Origin of the sequence: Rhizobium sp. WYCCWR 11128 (assembly GCF_013416305.1) — a bacterium.
GTDB lineage: Bacteria > Pseudomonadota > Alphaproteobacteria > Rhizobiales > Rhizobiaceae > Rhizobium > Rhizobium indicum.
In genome coordinates, this window is the sequence record NZ_JACCEZ010000007.1 from 153,315 (window position 1) to 169,741 (window position 16,427).

Here is a 16,427-nt window from a genome sequence, read left to right on the forward strand (position 1 = left end):
GGTCGGCCTGTGCCGAGAGCCCACCGCAATGGCGGGCACCCTATCTCAACAAGGTCTATGGCTATAGATATCTGAAATACATAACATAATGCCGTTTTATGGATAAATGGCGCCGGCCAAGCGCGTCGAAACCCGCACCGAGGACTGAAAGGCGCCGACAGCGATCCATGGACTCTGCCGGCGCTGTTTCTCTGGCTCATCAAGGGATCAGCAGGACACTGCCCGCCGAGTGTCCGGATTCCATCTCCTCGTGCGCCTTGGCAACATCGGCCAAACGATATTCGGCACCGATCTGCGAAACGATCCCTGTTTCCATCGCGCCGACTGCAGCCAGAGCGGCCTCGCGATACTGTCCGACGTCAGCGCACCAAGCCATGATGCTCGGATGGCAGAGCGCCTTGCCCGGGCGAAGTTCCTCGACAGGCACCGGTGGAATAGCACCGGCGGCCTGACCGATGGTGACAGCCATGCCGAATGGGCGGACAGAGCGTATGCTTTTGAGAAGTGTATCGCCGCCTATCCCGTCATAGGCGACGTCGACGCCAAGCCCGTTCGTGAGCCGCTTCACTTCCGCGACGATATCGGCGCCTCGTCCAACAATAAGGTGATCGGCTCCATAAGATGCGGCGAGTGCGGCCTTTTCGGAAGAGCCCGCCGTCCCGATCACGGTGGCATCGAGCGATCTGGCCCAACGAACGAGGATGCTCCCGAGCCCACCCGCGGCCGCATGGATCAGCACCTGAGTTCCTGCACCCACATCATAGGTCTTTTTCAACAGCATGTAGGCGGTCATGCCTTTGAGCAGCGAACTCGCTGCCGTCTTTACTGAAACGGTATCCGGAAGCTTGATTGCCCTTTCGGCGGCAATATTCCTCGTCGAGCGATAGGCGCCAACCGGAGGCCCGGCATAGGCGACGCGGTCACCTTTTTTGATCATGGAGACGCCAGGACCGACATCGTCGACGATGCCCGCCGCCTCGGCACCGATCACCGAGGGGTAGGACGGCATCGGATAGATGCCCTTTCGGTGATAGATGTCGAGAAAGTTGGTTCCGATCGCCTGATGGCGGATTTTTATCTCGCCATGACAGGGAGGTTCAGAATGGTGATGCTCCTCGACATGGAATTGGGTGATGTCACCGGGGGCGTTCAGCCATATGATTTGGTCGGTCATCTCTCGTGCTCCTTCATGGGCACAAATTAAGCGATGGCGTGATGTGTGAAAATTCCCTATTGTTTCACAATGAATGGGAGAGAATTCACAAAAATCGACTGGGACGACCTTCGGCATTTCTTGGCGCTCGCGCAGTCGGGAACGTTGCTTGGTGCAGCAAAGCAGCTCGGTGTCGAACACGCGACGATCAGCCGGCGCGTTTCGTCGCTTGAAGCCGGCCTGGGTCGCAAGCTCGTAGACCGCCGCGGACGGCGCATCATGTTAACCTCGGAGGGAGAGCAGGTTGCCAGGCACGCAGCTCTTGTCGCCGTGCAGACTGCGGCAATCGAGCAGCTTGGCCGCAGCAGCGCCACGGAATTGCGTGGCCATGTGAGGATCAGCGCGCCTCCCGCTCTCTCAAGCGTGCTGCTGGCAAAGCCGATCGCGGCCGTCAGGCGAGGCCATCCCGGTGTTCAGATCACGCTCGTCGGAGAAAAGCGCCTCGCATCCCTGAACAGACGAGAGGCCGATATCGCCGTGCGAATGTCGCGTCCGGAAGACGGCGATTACTCTATCGTCAAGCTCGGCGAGACAAGCTTCCATCTCTACGCATCAAAGACCTATCTCGAAACGGTTCCACCATCCGACTGGACCTTCATCGGTTACGACGAAACCATGAACGCCTCGCCGCAGCAGCTGCGGTTGATCGAACTGGCCGCCGGCCGGCCGATCGCCGTGCGGTCGTCCGTTCTGGAGTTTCAGGCCGCAACCGCATGCCTTGGCGCCGGTGTCGTCATGCTCCCCGATTTCGCCGTCCTGGAGTCCAGAGGTCTCCAACGCATTGAGACCGAACAGGCTTTGACAAGAGAAGTCTGGCTGGTTGTCCATTCGGACATCAAAGACGTTCCCTCAGTCCGCGTCGTGGTCGATGCGCTGAAAAACGCTCTCGGGAAATAGTAGTCCGCTCAGTTGGCTTGAGCACCACCCAGGCGGTAGGTCGTCGAGCGAGTTTTTCGTTGTTAATGTACGACTTGGGAAGCTACCGACATCAATTCCTGGGAATTCGGTGCCTGGAATGTCTGGAGCCCAGCCTCCAGAACTTCAGTGAAGCTCCAGCGTACGATACCCTCCCGGTCGATTAGGAACTGACCGACAAGCTGCCCGTGGTCGGCAGTCATCATCTGCTGATCGGCTTCCGTAATCTGATATCCTTCCTTCTCGTTGAGAAATTCGTCCATTGCCATCACGCCCATAGGCTCGGGCAACTCGCCCGGAAGATCGATCAGTATCGCCATGGCCGTGTCGATCCCGACCTCGCGTAGGCCGAAGGCTTGGTGCGAAGCCCGTACCGGGTCGGAAGCAGCAAGAAGATCGGGTATCGGATGGTAACGGAAATAGAGCCGTGCGCGTTCAACCGGGGTGTTTACCACCGCCAGGGATTGGACGCCTTTCTCACGCAGCATCGGGTTGAGATATGCCATGGCCGCGACATGGCGCCGGCAGAACGGACAATGCAGGCCTCGAAACAAACCGATCAACAATGGGCTGCGGCCACGAAAATCATCAAGTGCGATCTTCCCCTCGCTCGAGATCGCATCAAACACAACGTTCGGGACCCGGTCGCCCGGTTGTAGCGGATGGTCGACATAGCGCGTGGACATGAACAACCTCCTCGCTCGGGGATCAGTCGAGAAAAGGCAGTGCTTCGAGGTCGAGATTGAGCGTTGCAAGACCTGACCTCTCGTTTTACCGCACCGCCAGGATCCGATTTAAGAATGGCCCCACATTGGCCCGCGGGCAAGCGGTAAACAGCGAATCGTGAATTGAAAAAGTCCGTTTTCTGCAAACTCTGATTTTTTTAGGGGCGGTAGACACAGAAAATTGAGCTGGGGGACCTGTCAATTTTGCGTTCAAGCAGCGTGGGGCCGCGCGGCGGAAGTAAAACAGCATCGAGCGGCAACATTCGCTCAAATCACGAATTGGCTGACTTTTCGTTAAGCCCGGAATTTCGACTTTTTCAACACTATTCGGCCGGAAGCGGACACGAAGCCCTTGATCGGTTCTTTGCCGCTCGACAGGGAATCCGCCAGCCCTGCAGCCAGCGGATTTGGCTGCGGTGAGGGGCCAGTCTTGCTGGCCCCTTATCCCTTATCCCTTGTCAGATATCGCTTGCAGCGCTCGACCAGAGGTCGGCGGCTTCTGCCGCCGTCATGCGCCGCACCTCGGCCTCGTGGCTGCGGCTGGCGAAGAGTTCGCTCGCCATGATCTGCTCGGCAAGATCGGCCGGAAGCGAGAGGATGACGCGGGCTTCGCCATTGTGCAGACCGCCAAGTTCCGTGCGCTTGCCGGTTACCATGCCGCCGGCGACCGTATTGTTGGTCTCCGGATCGATCAGGATGAAGGAGCCGGAAAGCCGGTTCTGCTCATAGGGGTCGAAGATCGCCGCTTCGTCGAAAACGAGCCGGACTTTGCCGATGGCGTTCATGTAGAGCCGCTGGGCGGCATTCCAGGTGCCGGTCTTCAGTTCCAACTGGCTGAGCGGCTGCACCTGAACGCGCTGGCGGCGGCTGCCGCTCTTCAGCCAGTAGCGTTTTCCGGGCTCGATACCCTCAGGCTGCAGCGCGACGATCTGCGCGTCGAAGGCAAGGCCGACCTGCGGCTGGGCGTCGATCGAGACGATCATGTCGCCGCGCGCCACGTCGACCTGGCGGTCGAGCACCAGCGTGATCGCGTCGCCGGCAACGGCCGCATTGCGGACGAGATCGAAGGTGACGATCTTGGAGACATTGGCGACCATGCCGGACGGCAGGATCATGACGCTGTCGCCCGGCTTGACCGAGCCGCCGGCAACCGTGCCCTGATAGCCGCGGAAGCTTTCGCCGGGACGCGAGACGCGCTGGACAGAAAGGCGGAAGCCGACCGTCTGCGACGAGCGCACGGTGGCAAGCTCCAGCGTTTCCACCAGCGTCGGGCCGCTGTACCAGGGCATGGCGGCCTGGCCGGAATAGACGACGTTTTCGCCCTTCAGCGCCGACATCGGAATGGCGGTAATCTGCTTGACGCCGAGCGACAGGGCAAATTCCCGGAAATCATGGCTGATCTTGTCGAAGCCGGCGCGGTCATAGCCCGTCAAGTCGATCTTGTTGATGGCAAGCACAAACTGCTTGATGCCGAGCAGCGAGGCGATCGTCGCGTGCCGGCGCGTCTGCTCCAGAATGCCGAAGCGCGCATCGATCAGCAGAATGGCGAGATCGGCGGTCGAGGCGCCGGTCGCCATGTTGCGGGTATATTGCTCATGGCCGGGCGTGTCGGCGACGATGAAGGAGCGCTTATCGGTCGAGAAATAGCGATAGGCGACATCGATGGTGATGCCCTGTTCGCGCTCGGCCTGCAGGCCGTCGAGCAGCAATGCGAAGTCGGGCAGGCCGAGATCGTTCTGCTTGCCGGTGGAATCGCGCTGCAGGGTGGCGGCCTGGTCTTCCTTGACCGCCTTGGTGTCCCAGAGCAGGCGGCCGATCAAGGTCGATTTGCCGTCATCGACGCTGCCGCAGGTAATCAGGCGCAGCGGCCTGGTATCGCGCACGGCCTTGAGCGGCTCGGCGGCGGGCAGGTTGACGACGGTTGCGGCCGAGACGGCGGTTTGGGCTGCGGTCATCTCAGAAATATCCTTCACGCTTCTTCTTTTCCATGGAGCCGGACTGGTCGCGATCGATGGCGCGGCCCTGGCGTTCGGACACCGTTGCAATTTCGAGTTCGGCAATCACCTCCTCGAGGGTGGTGGCCTGTGAGCGGATGGCGCCGGTCAGCGGGAAGTCGCCGAGGGTGCGGAAGCGGATCATGCCTTCCTGGCGGACTTCGCCGGGCAGCAGTTCCAGGCGCGGATCCTCAGCCAGGATCATCATGCCGTCGCGCTCCACGAACGGCCGCTTCTTGGCGTAATAGAGCGGCACCAGCGGAATGTCCTCGGCCTGGATGTAGCGCCAGATGTCGACTTCGGTCCAGTTCGACAGCGGGAAGGCGCGCACGCTCTCGCCCTTGCGGATCATGCCGTTATAGACGTTCCAGAGTTCCGGCCGCTGGTTGCGCGGATCCCAGCGATGATCGGGCGTGCGGAAGGAATAGATGCGCTCCTTGGCGCGGCTGGCTTCCTCGTCGCGCCGCGCGCCGCCGAAAGCGGCATCGAACTGGCCGGCATCAAGCGCCTGGCGCAGTCCCTCGGTCTTCATGATGTCGGTGAAGGCGGCCGATCCATGCGTGAACGGTGTGATGTTTTCGGCCTTGCCGCGCGGATTGATGTGCTCGATCAGATCGAGATCGTACATCTTCGCGGTCTCGTCGCGGAAGGCGATCATCTCGGAAAATTTCCAGCCGGTGTTCACATGCAACAGCGGGAAGGGCACACGGCCGGGATAGAAAGCCTTGCGCGCCAGATGCAGCAGCACCGAGGAATCCTTGCCGATCGAATAGAGCATGACGGGACGCTCGAATTCGGCCGCAACCTCGCGGAAGATGTGGATGGATTCGTTTTCCAGCGCTTTCAGATGCGGGTCGAGCGGCGCCTTGGCGCTCTGCGGGTTGCTGAGTTCCGTATCCGGACGGCTATCGGGCATGTTTTACTCCAGACTGTCGATCGTTTGCGGGTGCCCGCAAAGCAATTCCTTGATGTTGGTATTCCCCGGGAAGTTGGCTTTCCCAAGGCTGCGGCGGTCGCCGCGCCCTGATTGGGAAAGCCGTGGGGTGATTTATTGTGCGGCGATCGCTGCGGCCTCTTCGGCGACATGCAGGCCGCATTCGCGCGTTTCGTCCTGCTCCCACCACCAGCGGCCGGCGCGTTCCGGCTCGCCAGGCTTGATCGCCCGCGTGCAGGGTTCGCAGCCGATCGAGGGATAACCACGAGCGTGCAGCGGATTGACCGGCACGCCGTTTGCGGAAACGAAGGCCTTGATCGCCTCCAGGTCCCAGTCGGCGAGCGGATTGACCTTCAGCAGGTGGCGTTCGGCGTCATATTCGGCAAACGGCGTTTCGGCGCGGTTGGCCGATTGGCCGCGGCGCAGGCCGGTGATCCAGATCGCAGCACCGTCGAGGGCCCGCGCAAGCGGCTTCAGCTTGCGCACGCCGCAACAGGCATGCCGGGCTTCGACGCTCTCGTAGAAACCGTTGAGGCCGTATTGCGCCGCATAGGCGTCGATATCGGCCTTCTCGGGCTCGAAGCGATGGATATGGATGTCGTACTGGCTTTCGGTCTCTTCGATCAGCGACAGCGTCTCGGCAAACAGCCGGCCGGTCTGCAGCGTGGCGATATCGATCGGCAGGCGGTGCGTGCCGATCTCGGCGGTGATTACCTGGTCCTCGATGCCGAGTGACGTCGTGAACACCACGCGGCCGCCAAGGCCGGAGACCAGCGACAGACGTCCGGCAAGGTCGAGGCCTGCCAGCCTGTCGTTCAGCGCCTGGGCTTCCGCAATCGGCCCTTCTTCCGCAATCGCATTGATAGCAGTCATGAGAATCCTGTCCTTTGTTGTCAGGAGTATCGCAGTTCACGCATGGATCGGACAGAAAAAGGGATTTCGAAAGCTGCGGCCGGAGGAGCAAATATCTCTCCGAAGCTGCCGCGATGCAGAAAAGCAGCCGCCTGCGGATGAAAATCCACATCGGCAACTCGAATGTCTATAGAAATAGTAGAGTTACACGCAGCCTGTCAATCCGAAATCTGAATTGATGCCGAAAATGGTGCAGAAGGCGCGGTTTTGGCATAGATTAAGAGAGGTTGGCCGAGGGCGAAAAACAAGGCCAAAACGCTTGTCTCTCAAGGCTTTCTCCGGTGCGTTCAAATTCCGTTCATGCTGGTTGTGCCATAGAGGCAAAAGAACTTCCGTAGCGGTGCGAAGATTCGTGCCGCCTGTGTGTGTCGATGGTCAAAAATGATTACGCAAAAGGCGAAATATGCGCTGCGGGCGCTCACGGTCTTGGCTGATGCCGATGCCGACGAACCGGTGATGATTTCCGATATCGCGGCGCAGCAGAAGATCCCGAAGAAGTTCCTCGAACAGATCCTGCTCGACCTGAAACATCACGGCGTCGTCGCCAGCCGCCGCGGCAAGCAGGGCGGTTATCTCCTGCTGAAGCCCGCCCACACCATCACCTTCGGCGAGATCCTGCGCATCATCGATGGTCCGATCGCGCCGCTTCCGTGTCTGTCGATCACCGCCTACCGCCGGTGCGACGATTGCGACGGCGAACAGAACTGCCAAATCCGCCACGTCTTCGCCAAGGTGGCGGATGCCACCCGCAAAGTGCTGTTCTCCACCACCATCGCCGATGCCATCGCCCCAAAGCACAGCGCCGAAGTCACCCGGCTGCTGGCCTGAACGTACGCCGGCCTCTTTCTTCAAGATTTGGTGAAATCCCTTTTCCTCCGGCTTCGATGCTCCACCTGCCTGTCCATACGGGTAGGGAGGACATCATGTTTAGAATTTCAGCACGGCAAGTAGTGGCTGCGGCCATGCTTTCGATGGCTTTCGCCACCGGCGCAATTGCCCATCACGGCTGGTCCTGGGCCGAGGCGGATCAGATCGAGCTTCGCGGCACCATCGAGAAGATCTCCATGGGCGGACCGCATCCGACGCTCGATGTCGCCACCGCCGATGACGGCGTCTGGCTCGTCGAACTCGGCAATCCGCGCCAGACGGAACGCTCCGGTTTCGTCGAAGGTGTGGCCAAGCCTGGCGACCAGGTGGTGGTCCTTGGAAACCGTTCGCAGGATCCAAAAGAGAAGCGGCTGAAGGCCGTGCGCCTCACCATCGGCGAGAAGCGCTACGATATCTATCCCGACCGCATCAAGACGAACTGACCTCTGGGCGAACTGAGCTGTGATCGACATTCTCGAATGGCTGTCGGCAACGACACCTGCGCTCGCGCTCCGGGGCTCCGGAACGCTCTACTTGTTCGTCAACGCAGCCCATATCCTGGCGATCGGCCTTTTGGTCGGCGCCATCCTGCCGCTTGATCTGAGGCTCGCCGGCTTCTTCCGCAAGGTGCCGGTTGAGATCGTTGCGCCGTTTCTGTCACGCGCCGCCGGTGTCGGCCTTGCCGCGGCCATTGTCACCGGCGTCTGCCTCTTCAGCGTCAGGGCGGTCGAATATGCCGGCAATCCCGCCTTCCTTGCCAAGCTTTGCCTGATCGCCCTCGGCCTTCTCAACCTGTCGATCGTTCATTTCGGGCGAGGCTGGAAAACGGCGGTGTCGACAGGCATCGTCCGGCCCGGCCTGCGCTTCTCCGCCGCCCTGTCGGCCGCGGTCTGGATCGCTGCTGTGCTCGCCGGCCGCTGGATCGGATTTCTCTGATGTGATCGCTCCCGATTTTCTCAACCGCGGCGCATATGAATTGGGTCAGGTGGAGGGGAGTTGAATACAACACGATGATCCATCATATTGCATTGCAATTGCAACGCACGAGGAACGTCATGAAAACGGCATCTCTCCCGTCCCTTCGCGTGGATCCTGAATTGCGTGCTGCCGCCGAAAGCGTTCTGAAAGAAGGCGAGAGCCTGTCGTCGCTGATAGAGGACTCTCTTCGCCGCCAGATCGATTTTAGAAGGACCCAAGCGGAGTTCATCGCGCGGGGTCTGGCTGGCTTGGCTGACGCGCAGCGGACCGGTGTGTTTTATACAACGGACGACATTCAGGAGTTGATGCGCAAAAAGCTTGAAAAGGCGAAAGCCCGTAAAGCTGCACAGCAGAAATGATCTTCGAGCTAACGTACACCCAGACCTTCTATGAAGATCTGGACCGGCTCACCGATTTTCTGATCGAACGTGATGTGGATTTGGCGGAACGTGCCCTCAACGCCATCCAAAAAGCGCTGATGATACTTGAGGATTTCCCGCTTATGGCCAGACGCGCCTCTGCGGACGATCCCTTGCTGCGCGAGCTCGTCGTACCATTCGGTTCAGCCGGATATGTCATTCTTTTCAAACTGATGAGTGAAACGAGCGTCATTGTCCTCGCCGTCCGTCACCAGCGCGAAGAAGATTACCACTGACTATCTGTCGCTGACGGCCGCGCGCGGGTTGACCCACGGCTCCTGGTTCGAGCGCGCCAGCGGCTGCTTGCCGAGGATGTGGTCGGCCGCCTTCTCTCCGGTCATGATCGACGGCCCGTTCAGGTTGCCATAGGTGACGTGCGGGAAGATCGAGCTGTCGGCAACGCGCAAGGCCTCGACGCCGATCACCCGCGTTTGCGGATCGACCACCGCCATCGGATCGTCCTTGGCGCCCATCCGGCAGGTGCCGCAGGGGTGATAGGCGCTTTCCAGATGTTCCCGCAGGAAGGCGTCGATCTCCTCGTCGCTTTGCACACCTTCTCCCGGCTGGATCTCCGGCCCGCGATAGTTGTTGAAGGCGCTCTGCCCGAAGATCTCGCGGGTGAGGCGCACGCAGTGGCGGAATTTCTCCCAATCCTCCGTATGGCTCATATAGTTGAAGCGCAGCACCGGATCGGCCTTGGGGTCGGCGGAGCGTAAGCTGACGCTGCCGCGCGATTTCGACAGGTTGTAGCCGACATGAACCTGGAAGCCGTGGCTCTTCGCCGCCGCTTTGCCGTCATAGCTGATTGCCACCGGCAGGAAATGATACTGGATATCGGGCTGCTTCAGCCCGGGTGCCGAGCGCAGGAAGGCGCAGGCCTCGAATTGGTTGGAGGCGCCGAGCCCGCCGCGCGAGAGCAGCCATTGGGCGCCCGCCACCCCCTGCCAAAACCATGGCAGCCAGGAATAGAGCGACACCGGCTTGGTGCTCACCTGCTGGAAGTAGAATTCCATATGGTCCTGCAGGTTGGCGCCGACGCCCGGCCGGTCGGCCTTCACCGCAATGCCCATGTCCTGCAGATGTTGGCCCGGACCGATGCCCGACAGCATCAAGAGCTTCGGCGAGTTGAACGAGGAGGCCGAGATGATCACCTCGCGGTTCGCCTTGACCACCTCGATCTTGCCGTTGCGTTCGATCTCGACGCCGGTCGCCCGTCCGTCCTCGATCACGATCCTCTGCGCAAAGCCGTAGACGATGCTGACATTGTCCCGCTTCAGCGCCGGTTTCAGATAGGCATTGGCGGCAGACCAGCGGCGGCCGGAAAAGATGGTCTGCTCCATCAGCCCGAAGCCTTCCTGCTTGCTGCCGTTATAATCCTCCGTCGTCTCGAAGCCGGCCTGTTTGCCGGCCTCGACGAAGGCTTGGAAGAGCGGATTGGTGAAGCCGCCGCGCTGGACATGCAGCGGCCCGTCGGTGCCGCGCCAGCCTTCTTCGCCGCCATGCGAATGCTCCATCCGCTTGAAATAGGGAAGCACGTCGGCATAGGCCCAGCCGCTGGCGCCGAGCTCCTCCCAGCGATTGAAATCCTCGGCATGGCCGCGCACATAGACCATGCCGTTGATCGACGAGGAGCCACCGATCACCTTGCCGCGCGGCGCGGTGATGCGCCGGTTGTTGAGGTTCGCCTCCGGCTCGGACAGATAACCCCAGTTATAGCGCTTCATGCTCATCGGCCAGGCAAGCGCTGCCGGCATCTGGATGAACGGCCCAAAATCGCTGCCGCCCGCCTCGATGACGATGACACTGTTCTTGCCGTCTTCCGACAAGCGGTAGGCGAGGGCGGAGCCGGCGGAGCCCGAGCCGATGATGACGAAATCTGCTTGCATAGTCTTGTCTTTCCTAGAGCCTGCCCCTCATCCGGCTGCCGCCACCTTCTCCCCGCTCGCGGGGAGAAGGGATATGCCGCACCGTTTCGGCATTCTTAAGCGCCCCGTATGCCACGTCCCCTCTCCCCGCGAGCGGGGAGAGGGTTAGGGTGAGGGGCAACCAGATGTTCTTCAATAAGGCGCCACCACCGGCCCCATGCCCACGTAAACCGTCTTCAGTTCGGAGTAATGCTCCAGCGCCGCAAGCGAATTTTCGCGGCCGAAGCCGGATTGTTTCGAGCCGCCGAAGGGGATTTCCACCGGGCAGAGATTATAGGTGTTGATCCACAGCGTGCCCGCTTCCAGCCGGTCGACGACGCGGTGGGCGCGGGTGAGGTCGGCGGTGAAGACGCCGCCGGACAGCCCGAATTCGCTGGCATTGGCCCGTGCGATCACCTCGTCCTCGGCGTCGAAATCGAGTACGCACATGACAGGGCCAAAGATCTCCTCGCGGGCGATGGTCATGTCGTCGGTGACGTCGGCAAACACCGTCGGCTGCACGTAATAGCCTTCGCCGGAGACGTTGTTCGGAATGCCGCCGCCGGCAATGAGTGTTGCGCCCTCGGCCTTGCCCTTCTCGATGTAGGAGATCACTTTCTCGCGCTGCGCCCAGGAGACCATCGGCCCTACCTGCGTCGCCTCGTCCATCGGATCGCCGATCAGCATCGCCTCGGTGCGGACCTTCAACCGCTTGAGGAATTCGTCCTTGATCGCCTTCTGCACGAAGACGCGTGTGCCGTTCGAGCAGACCTGGCCGGTCGAATAGAAATTACCGAGCATGGCGCCGCCGACCGCCGAATCGAGATCGGCATCGTCGAAGACAACAAGCGGCGACTTGCCGCCGAGTTCCATCGTCACGTGCTTGAGGTTGCCAGCGGCAGCCGCCGCGACCCTGCGGCCGGTCGGCACCGATCCTGTCAGCGACACCTTGGCGACATCGGGATGGTTGACGAGCAGCGGCCCGGTGTCGCGGTCGCCCTGGATCACATTGAAGAGCCCCTTCGGCAGTCCCGCCTCATGCAGGATCTCGGCGATCTTCAATGCGCCGAGCGGCGTATTCTCCGACGGCTTGAACACCATGGCATTGCCGCAGACAAGCGCCGGCGCAGCTTTCCAGCAGGCGATCTGCTGCGGATAGTTCCAGGCGCCGATGCCGACGCAGACGCCGAGCGGCACCCGCTTGGTATAGGCAAAATCCTGGCCGAGCGGGATCTGCGACCCGTTGAGACCGGCCGGCGCGATACCGCCGAAGAATTCGAAGGCATCCGCACCCGAGGTCGGATCGGCGACAACAGTCTCCTGGATCGGCTTGCCGGTGTCGAGCGTCTCGAGTTCGGAAAGCGCCCGGTTTCTCTCGCGCATGATGTCGGCCGCCCGCTTCAGGATGCGGCCGCGCGCCATCGGGCTCATCGCCGCCCATTCCGGCTGGGCACGTTTGGCGGCTGCGATCGCCCGTTCGACGATCGCGGGCGTTGCGGCATGCAGCCGGGCGATCACCTCGCCGGTCGCCGGATAGAGGCTCTCGATGACTGTGCCGTCGGTATCCTCGACATATTCGCCATCGATGAAGTGCGAGGCTTTCGGCTGGGCTTTCATGTCATTTGTCCCTTGAGTGGTTCGATGGGATCCCTTCTCCCCTGGGGGAGAAGGTGGCCCGTAGGGCCGGATGAGGGGGCGGCAGTCTCGGCCTTCCGGCCGTTCGCTCCTGCGTCGCTCACCCCCTCATCTGTCCTTCGGACATCTTCTCCCCGCTGGGGAGAGGGGGAGGCGGTGGCCAAAAGCGCATTCAGATAATCTTCAGTCAGCGCGATCGAGGCTTCAATGCCGATCGGCGCCGATTTCAGACTTTGCCTGATATAGAGCCCGTCGATCATCGCTGCAGCGCCCTCGGCGATGCGTTCTGCGGCGTCAGCGGGCAGCAGCACTTTCAGATCGGCGAGCAGATTGGAGCGCAGCCGTCGCGCATAGATCACCAGGAAGCGCCGCGTCTCTTCCGAGCGCTGCGCTTCGGCGTAAAAGGCAAGCCAGGCGGCAATCGTCTCCGGCGCGAACTGATCGGCGTGGAAGCTGACACGGATAACGGCCGAAAGCCGTTCCCGCGGCGTCCTGGCGGCCCTGAGTGCCGCCACCGTATCGCTGCGCAGTTGGCGGAGAAGCGAGCGGATCGTCTCGATCAGCAATTGCTCCTTGCTGCCGAAATAATGATGCGCAAGGGCTGGCGACACGCCGGCCTGCCGGGCGATGTCGGACATGGTGACGGCAAGCGAGCCGTGATCGCCGATCACCCGCAGCGCCGCATCGACAAGCGCCTTGCGGCGCACCGGCTCCATTCCGACCTTCGGCAACAAACCACTCCTTGAAATCAGCGACAGGTTATTTTTGATTGACTGATCAATCAATAAAAATCTTTAGCGATTTGGGCGAACGCAGATCTTTCCCTGCCGAATTGCTGCAACATATTCGAATCTGTCAGGAGGTGCGTCATGGCCGATGTCTTTGAGGGAACGCCGACATCTTCACTGCAGTCGAAATGGATCTGGTTTACCGGCCTCGGCGTGCTGCTGCTCGTCTGCGGTCTGATCGCGCTCGGCAATCTGATGCTCGCCACCGTCGTCTCGGTCTATTATGTCGGCATGCTGATGCTGTTCGGCGGCGTGATCTATCTCGTCCATGCCTTCCAGGTGCGCGGCTGGGATCATGTGCTGTTTTGGATATTGAGCGGCCTGCTCTATGTGCTTGCCGGCATCTGCGCCTTCATCAATCCGATCCTGACCTCGGCGGCGCTGACACTGTTTCTGTCGCTGGCGCTCGTCGTCGCCGGCGTCTTTCGCACCTGGGTCGGCATGCGCATGAAGCCCACCAAGGGCTGGCGCTGGATCGTCGCAAGCGGCGTCATCACCGCCCTTGCCGGTTTCGTCATCGCGCTCGGCTGGCCGGTGAACAGCCTGTGGATCCTCGGCCTGTTCCTAGCCGCCGATCTCATCGTCCAGGGCTCGACCTTGATCGCCTTCGGCCTCGGCATCCGCAGTTGAAACTGATGCCGCTGACCGTTCTTTTTTGACAAGACCCGTTCTTTTTTGACAAGACTAGGACAGGGGATTAGACTTAACGGGTTAGAGGCCGGTCCCGCGCAAGCGAACGGTCTGAGTGCGAATGCACCAAGGCACCGGCGAGATCGCCGAGAATGCTGAAAATGGTCATGCGTCCCCCAGAGGCAGGGTTCTGTCTGATCAGAAAAGGGAGGAAGTTCATGCCGATGGTCACCGTTTCCATCTCTCCGCAACAAGCAGCGGGCATCCGCGCCGCCGTCGACAATGGCGGTTATGCATCGAGCAGCGAGGTCGTCCGCGAGGCGCTCCGCCTGTGGGATACCACCCGCAAGCTCAATGAGTTCCGGGACGATGTTCTCGACGACGAGGGCGTTCCGTCAGGCGGCAGATGCGTCGCCGACATGTTCGCCGATCATGAGGCGGAGCGCCGTCGCTCCGCCTGAACAAGCGTTTGATTGCATTGGAAAAATTGAATAAACGCGGAGCGCGTGCAAGGCCCTTGCGCGTTTCATAAAACTTTCACATTGGCGAAAGAGTTCATTGACCCTTCTGCGGCATGTTCCGGACGAAAAAGAACAAGTCACAGTGGAGATCAGCCCCAATGAAGACCGGCCACGTGAAGACTGGGGTGTCCTTGGCTGCCACCGTCGCGCCGGATGTCCTGCGCCGCTACGCCAGCGATCAGATCGTAACCCTTGCCAAGCTTGTGGTCGAGAATGCCTTCCAGCCGATCGTCGAGGCGGGCACCGGCACGGTCTTCGGCTACGAATCCCTGATGCGCGGCCAGGATCGCATCGGCTACGAGACGCCGGTCGACATCCTCGACGAGGCTCACCAGGCCGGCCAGCTGCTGCAGCTCGAACAGATGGTCGCCAGTCGCGCTCTTGCCAAATTCGCGACGCTGTCGAATTTCTCCACCTCGACGCTGTTCCTCAATCTCGATGTGCGGCTCATTCCGCATGGCGAAAGCCTGGTCGAGACCCTGCTGCAGCATCTGCGGAAGGCGAATATTCCGCCATCCTCCGTCTGCTTCGAATTCTCTGAACGTTTCGACAATACCAGCGTGCCGGAATTTTCCGGCCTGGTTTCCAGGCTGCGCAAGGCCGGTTTCAAGCTGGCGATCGACGATTTCGGCGTCGGTCACGGCGAGATGAAGCTGCTCTGCGATTATGCCGTCGATTATCTCAAGATCGACCGCCATTTCGTTGCCGAGATCGACCGCAGCCCCCGCAAGCGCCATCTCTTGAAGAGCATCGTCAACATTGCCCATGTGCTGGGTACGCGCGTCATCGCCGAAGGCATCGAGACCGAGGCCGAATTCATCGCCTGCCGCGAATATGGCGTCGACCTCGTTCAGGGCTGGTTTATCTCCCGTCCGACGACGCATATATCGGAGCTGGCACCGTCATTCCCGCATCTGCAGGAGCTCGGCAAGAGCAAGCGGGGCAGCCAGTCGCTCGACGAAATCCTCATCCGCAAGCAGATCGAGCTGCTGCCGACGGTCTATGAGAACGACAGCATCGACAGCGTCTTCGAGCTCTTCCGTCGCAATCCACGCCAGGCCTTCTTTCCAGTCCTCAACGCCAATGACGAGCCGCGCGGCATCATCCACGAGCATCACCTCAAGGAATATATCTACCAGCCCTTCGGCCGCGATCTCCTGAAGAACAAGATGTACGAGCGCAGCATCTCGCATTTCGTCGAGATGGCGCCGATCGTCGGCCTCGACAGCGACGCCGAGCAGCTGATGGCGATCTTCGCCAATATGGAGGGCAGCAACTGCCTGATCCTGACCGACAATATGCGCTATGCCGGTGTCGTCTCCGCCGCCTCGCTGATCAAGGTCATCAACGAGAAGCAGCTGAAGACCGCGCAGGACCAGAACCCGTTGACCGGCCTGCCGGGCAATCGTGCCATCCGCGATTTCATGCGTCAGTCCGGCCGCGACGGCGATGAGCTCCGCCACTTCTGTTATTGCGACTTCGACAATTTCAAGCCGTTCAACGATACCTATGGCTTCCATCTCGGCGACCACGCGATCTCGCTGTTTGCCGCGCTGATGCGCCGCTATTTTTTCGCCGAGCGCCATTTCCTCGGCCATGTCGGCGGCGACGATTTCTTCATCGGCGTCGTCGGCTGGACCAAGGAAGAGCTGACGGAGATCCTCGACCGGCTGATCAGCGATTTCCATGACGACGTGCGGGATTTCTATTCCGACGAGGACCGCGCCGCCGGCCGCATCCTCGGTCACGACCGCACCGGCGCCGAAGCTTTGTTCCCGCTGATGCGCTGCTCGATCGGCGTCATCGAACTGCCGGAAGGCCTCGTCATCGACGATATCAACCGCGTCAGCGCCGAAATCGCCATCATCAAATCGGCCGCCAAGGACAGCGAGGAAGGCCTGGTCTTCCACCTGCTGGGCGAGGCGAATTGACGCCTCTGCCACATCAAGCCTTCCCAAGCCCGCGGGCCTGATTTACTTCCTGTGCTTCAGA

The 16,427-nt window shown here is 60.9% G+C and carries 16 protein-coding genes and 1 pseudogene; 9 read left to right on the plus strand and 8 right to left on the minus strand.

The window, feature by feature from the left end; translation table 11 throughout:
- Window positions 1-199: 199 nt before the first annotated feature.
- Entirely contained in the window at window positions 200-1,174 is a 975-nt protein-coding gene (locus tag HX898_RS21665) for a quinone oxidoreductase (RefSeq protein ID WP_180195693.1), read from the minus strand.
- Window positions 1,175-1,243: 69 nt separating this feature from the next.
- Here HX898_RS21665 and HX898_RS21670 point away from each other — a divergent pair, with 69 nt between their 5' ends.
- On the plus strand, window positions 1,244-2,110 hold the full coding sequence (locus HX898_RS21670) for a LysR family transcriptional regulator (RefSeq protein ID WP_210273199.1): 867 nt from the start codon (window positions 1,244-1,246) through the stop codon (window positions 2,108-2,110).
- 62 nt (window positions 2,111-2,172) lie between these two features.
- On the opposite strand, the gene HX898_RS21675 is transcribed toward HX898_RS21670, so the two are convergent.
- From HX898_RS21675 to HX898_RS21690, 4 genes are all read right to left on the minus strand, one after another.
- Window positions 2,173-2,814: a peroxiredoxin-like family protein gene (locus HX898_RS21675; RefSeq protein WP_138328629.1), complete on the minus strand. Its 642-nt coding sequence runs from the start codon at window positions 2,812-2,814 to the stop codon at window positions 2,173-2,175.
- Window positions 2,815-3,311: 497 nt separating this feature from the next.
- Entirely contained in the window at window positions 3,312-4,808 is a 1,497-nt protein-coding gene (gene cysN, locus HX898_RS21680; RefSeq protein WP_171599283.1) for a sulfate adenylyltransferase subunit CysN, read from the minus strand.
- A gap of 1 nt (window position 4,809) precedes the next feature.
- Entirely contained in the window at window positions 4,810-5,763 is a 954-nt protein-coding gene (gene cysD / locus HX898_RS21685) for a sulfate adenylyltransferase subunit CysD (protein ID WP_180195695.1), read from the minus strand.
- Between the two features lie 132 nt (window positions 5,764-5,895).
- Window positions 5,896-6,654, minus strand: a complete 759-nt coding sequence (locus HX898_RS21690; RefSeq protein WP_180195696.1) for a phosphoadenylyl-sulfate reductase — start codon at window positions 6,652-6,654, stop codon at window positions 5,896-5,898.
- Window positions 6,655-7,074: 420 nt separating this feature from the next.
- Here HX898_RS21690 and HX898_RS21695 point away from each other — a divergent pair, with 420 nt between their 5' ends.
- The 5 genes from HX898_RS21695 to HX898_RS21715 all read left to right on the plus strand — a co-directional run bounded on the left by HX898_RS21695 (window position 7,075) and on the right by HX898_RS21715 (window position 9,193).
- The gene (locus tag HX898_RS21695; protein WP_003546399.1) at window positions 7,075-7,521 is read left to right on the plus strand and encodes an Rrf2 family transcriptional regulator; all 447 of its coding nucleotides are present in this window, start codon (window positions 7,075-7,077) and stop codon (window positions 7,519-7,521) included.
- A 95-nt stretch (window positions 7,522-7,616) separates the two neighbouring features.
- A complete protein-coding gene (locus tag HX898_RS21700) occupies window positions 7,617-8,003 on the plus strand; it encodes a DUF6152 family protein (RefSeq protein WP_138328625.1) in 387 nt (128 codons plus the stop codon).
- A 19-nt stretch (window positions 8,004-8,022) separates the two neighbouring features.
- Entirely contained in the window at window positions 8,023-8,496 is a 474-nt protein-coding gene (locus tag HX898_RS21705; RefSeq protein ID WP_180195697.1) for a DUF6644 family protein, read from the plus strand.
- A gap of 119 nt (window positions 8,497-8,615) precedes the next feature.
- On the plus strand, window positions 8,616-8,897 hold the full coding sequence (locus tag HX898_RS21710; protein WP_138388026.1) for a YlcI/YnfO family protein: 282 nt from the start codon (window positions 8,616-8,618) through the stop codon (window positions 8,895-8,897).
- Window positions 8,894-9,193, plus strand: coding sequence for a type II toxin-antitoxin system RelE/ParE family toxin (locus tag HX898_RS21715; RefSeq protein ID WP_180195698.1), 300 nt, complete (start codon window positions 8,894-8,896; stop codon window positions 9,191-9,193). The genes HX898_RS21710 and HX898_RS21715 overlap by 4 nt, the downstream gene beginning before the upstream one ends.
- Here HX898_RS21715 and betA read toward each other — a convergent pair whose 3' ends face one another.
- The 3 genes and pseudogenes from betA to betI all read right to left on the minus strand — a co-directional run.
- Window positions 9,194-10,843, minus strand: coding sequence for a choline dehydrogenase (betA, locus tag HX898_RS21720; RefSeq protein WP_180195699.1), 1,650 nt, complete (start codon window positions 10,841-10,843; stop codon window positions 9,194-9,196).
- A 171-nt stretch (window positions 10,844-11,014) separates the two neighbouring features.
- Window positions 11,015-12,478: a betaine-aldehyde dehydrogenase gene (betB, locus tag HX898_RS21725; protein WP_180195700.1), complete on the minus strand. Its 1,464-nt coding sequence runs from the start codon at window positions 12,476-12,478 to the stop codon at window positions 11,015-11,017.
- Between the two features lie 158 nt (window positions 12,479-12,636).
- Window positions 12,637-13,227, minus strand: a pseudogene (gene betI / locus HX898_RS21730) (transcriptional regulator BetI); the annotation flags it as partial.
- Window positions 13,228-13,365: 138 nt separating this feature from the next.
- Here betI and HX898_RS21735 point away from each other — a divergent pair.
- From HX898_RS21735 to HX898_RS21745, 3 genes are all read left to right on the plus strand, one after another.
- The gene (locus HX898_RS21735) at window positions 13,366-13,914 is read left to right on the plus strand and encodes an HdeD family acid-resistance protein (RefSeq protein WP_180195702.1); all 549 of its coding nucleotides are present in this window, start codon (window positions 13,366-13,368) and stop codon (window positions 13,912-13,914) included.
- A 218-nt stretch (window positions 13,915-14,132) separates the two neighbouring features.
- Window positions 14,133-14,375: a type II toxin-antitoxin system ParD family antitoxin gene (locus tag HX898_RS21740; RefSeq protein ID WP_138328617.1), complete on the plus strand. Its 243-nt coding sequence runs from the start codon at window positions 14,133-14,135 to the stop codon at window positions 14,373-14,375.
- Window positions 14,376-14,488: 113 nt separating this feature from the next.
- Window positions 14,489-16,366: an EAL domain-containing protein gene (locus HX898_RS21745; RefSeq protein ID WP_138328616.1), complete on the plus strand. Its 1,878-nt coding sequence runs from the start codon at window positions 14,489-14,491 to the stop codon at window positions 16,364-16,366.
- Window positions 16,367-16,427: the final 61 nt, after the last annotated feature.

Excerpts from the sequence above, each read along its gene's own strand:
- HX898_RS21710 (WP_138388026.1), top strand. The coding sequence starts at position 8,616 with ATGAAAACGGCATCTCTCCCGTCCCTTCGCGTGGATCCTGAATTGCGT.
- HX898_RS21740 (WP_138328617.1), top strand. The coding sequence starts at position 14,133 with ATGCCGATGGTCACCGTTTCCATCTCTCCGCAACAAGCAGCGGGCATC.
- HX898_RS21670 (WP_210273199.1), top strand. The coding sequence starts at position 1,244 with ATGAATGGGAGAGAATTCACAAAAATCGACTGGGACGACCTTCGGCAT.
- cysD (WP_180195695.1), bottom strand. The coding sequence starts at position 5,763 with ATGCCCGATAGCCGTCCGGATACGGAACTCAGCAACCCGCAGAGCGCC.
- betB (WP_180195700.1), bottom strand. The coding sequence starts at position 12,478 with ATGAAAGCCCAGCCGAAAGCCTCGCACTTCATCGATGGCGAATATGTC.
- HX898_RS21745 (WP_138328616.1), top strand. The coding sequence starts at position 14,489 with ATGTTCCGGACGAAAAAGAACAAGTCACAGTGGAGATCAGCCCCAATG.
- HX898_RS21715 (WP_180195698.1), top strand. The coding sequence starts at position 8,894 with ATGATCTTCGAGCTAACGTACACCCAGACCTTCTATGAAGATCTGGAC.
- HX898_RS21695 (WP_003546399.1), top strand. The coding sequence starts at position 7,075 with ATGATTACGCAAAAGGCGAAATATGCGCTGCGGGCGCTCACGGTCTTG.
- HX898_RS21665 (WP_180195693.1), bottom strand. The coding sequence starts at position 1,174 with ATGACCGACCAAATCATATGGCTGAACGCCCCCGGTGACATCACCCAA.
- cysN (WP_171599283.1), bottom strand. The coding sequence starts at position 4,808 with ATGACCGCAGCCCAAACCGCCGTCTCGGCCGCAACCGTCGTCAACCTG.
- HX898_RS21700 (WP_138328625.1), top strand. The coding sequence starts at position 7,617 with ATGTTTAGAATTTCAGCACGGCAAGTAGTGGCTGCGGCCATGCTTTCG.
- betA (WP_180195699.1), bottom strand. The coding sequence starts at position 10,843 with ATGCAAGCAGATTTCGTCATCATCGGCTCGGGCTCCGCCGGCTCCGCC.
- HX898_RS21675 (WP_138328629.1), bottom strand. The coding sequence starts at position 2,814 with ATGTCCACGCGCTATGTCGACCATCCGCTACAACCGGGCGACCGGGTC.
- HX898_RS21690 (WP_180195696.1), bottom strand. The coding sequence starts at position 6,654 with ATGACTGCTATCAATGCGATTGCGGAAGAAGGGCCGATTGCGGAAGCC.
- HX898_RS21735 (WP_180195702.1), top strand. The coding sequence starts at position 13,366 with ATGGCCGATGTCTTTGAGGGAACGCCGACATCTTCACTGCAGTCGAAA.